General features: G+C 70.0%; 2 protein-coding genes. Both read left to right on the top strand.

Annotated features, from left to right (window positions below):
• Positions 1 to 296 precede the first annotated feature (296 nt).
• On the top strand, positions 297 to 617 hold the full coding sequence (locus BJQ90_RS16780) for a hypothetical protein (protein ID WP_226761354.1): 321 nt from the start codon (positions 297 to 299) through the stop codon (positions 615 to 617).
• A 1-nt stretch (position 618) separates the two neighbouring features.
• A partial coding sequence (locus BJQ90_RS16775) for an FAD:protein FMN transferase (protein WP_226761353.1) occupies positions 619 to 1,259 on the top strand: 641 nt, incomplete at its 3' end.

The following is a 1,259-nucleotide window of genomic DNA, read 5'->3' as shown; positions in this document are numbered from 1 at the left end:
CCCGCCCCGAGACTCCCGCGGCGGGGACGCCACGCCATTACGGGCTTGGACTGGCACTCGTGGCCGAGATCGTCTCCCTGCACGACGGAACCGTCAGCGTGGAGCCGAGCCCGCCGGAGGGCGGGGCGGCGATTGTGGTCACCCTGCCCCTCGTCTGAGCGATTCGCCGGCCGGCAGCGGCCGGTGAAACCCAAAGCCCGCAGACAGCATCATCTAAGAAACCTCAAAGAATCCGCGAGGAGTATTGGGATAGCGGGATTCTCACGCGTCTTACCGCGGAATACTAGGAGCAGGCCATGGACACTCGAAGAAACGGCAAACGGCTGGCCGCCGGCATCACCGCCACCGTCGCCCTGGGCTGCCTTGCCACGGCAGGGATCGCCTCAGCCGTCGTGTACGCCGCCACCCCGGGCACCAAGGCTGCGGCCGCCACCACCACCTCTGGCTCCACAGGGTCATCGTCCAGCGGGTCATCGTCCAGCGGGTCATCGTCGTCTTCCGCAGGGGGCGGCACTGCGAAAAGCAACAGCGGCCGCCAGCCCAAGAGCTACTCCGGGATCACCCCCGTCCAGCCGGGCAGCGGCGGAGCCGTTCACGGCAAATCATCGGGGTCCTGACATGGTTGCCAGCGAGTCGTGGACCGTCTGGGGTATGGGAGCCGGCGTCACCGTCACCGATGCCGGCGCGCTCGCCGCCGCCGCAGCCATTGTCCGGCGGACCGTTGCCGATATTGACGATGCCTGCAGCCGGTTCAGGGACGATTCGGAACTGGCGCTGCTCGGTCCCCAGCTTGCCGCGGGCGCCCGGGTCAGCCCGCTGCTGGCACTGCTCGTCGAAGGCGCCCTCGACGCCGCCCGCTGGACGGACGGCGACGTCGACCCGACCCTGGGCCGGGAGCTCGAAGCCTTGGGCTATGACCGGGACATCGTGAGCGTCAGGCTCTTCCCCGGCCGCGGCGTCGAGGATGGTGCCGCCTCCGCGGTTTCCCCCGCGAGCCGGGAGGCCTCCGGCTGGACCCGCGTCAGCCTTTCCGGGCGCATGCTGAAAGTCCCCGCGGGCACCCGCTTGGACCTTGGAGCCACAGCCAAAGCCATTGCCGCGGACCGGGCCGCCGGTCAGGTGTACTCCGAGCTGGGCTGCGGCGTGCTGGTCAGCCTTGGCGGGGACCTGGCGTCTGCCGGACCCGCACCGGAAGGCGGCTGGCAGGTGCTCGTCCAGGACCTTGCGGACGATCCGGCCCAGCAGTTGAGCCTCGGCGC

Source organism: Arthrobacter sp. SO3, from assembly GCF_020532825.1.
Lineage (GTDB): Bacteria > Actinomycetota > Actinomycetes > Actinomycetales > Micrococcaceae > Arthrobacter.
Note: the sequence above shows the minus strand (reverse complement) of the source record. Positions and strands in the feature narration are given on the sequence as shown.

Coding starts and splice junctions, on each gene's coding strand:
- BJQ90_RS16780 (WP_226761354.1), top strand. CDS start 297: ATGGACACTCGAAGAAACGGCAAACGGCTGGCCGCCGGCATCACCGCC.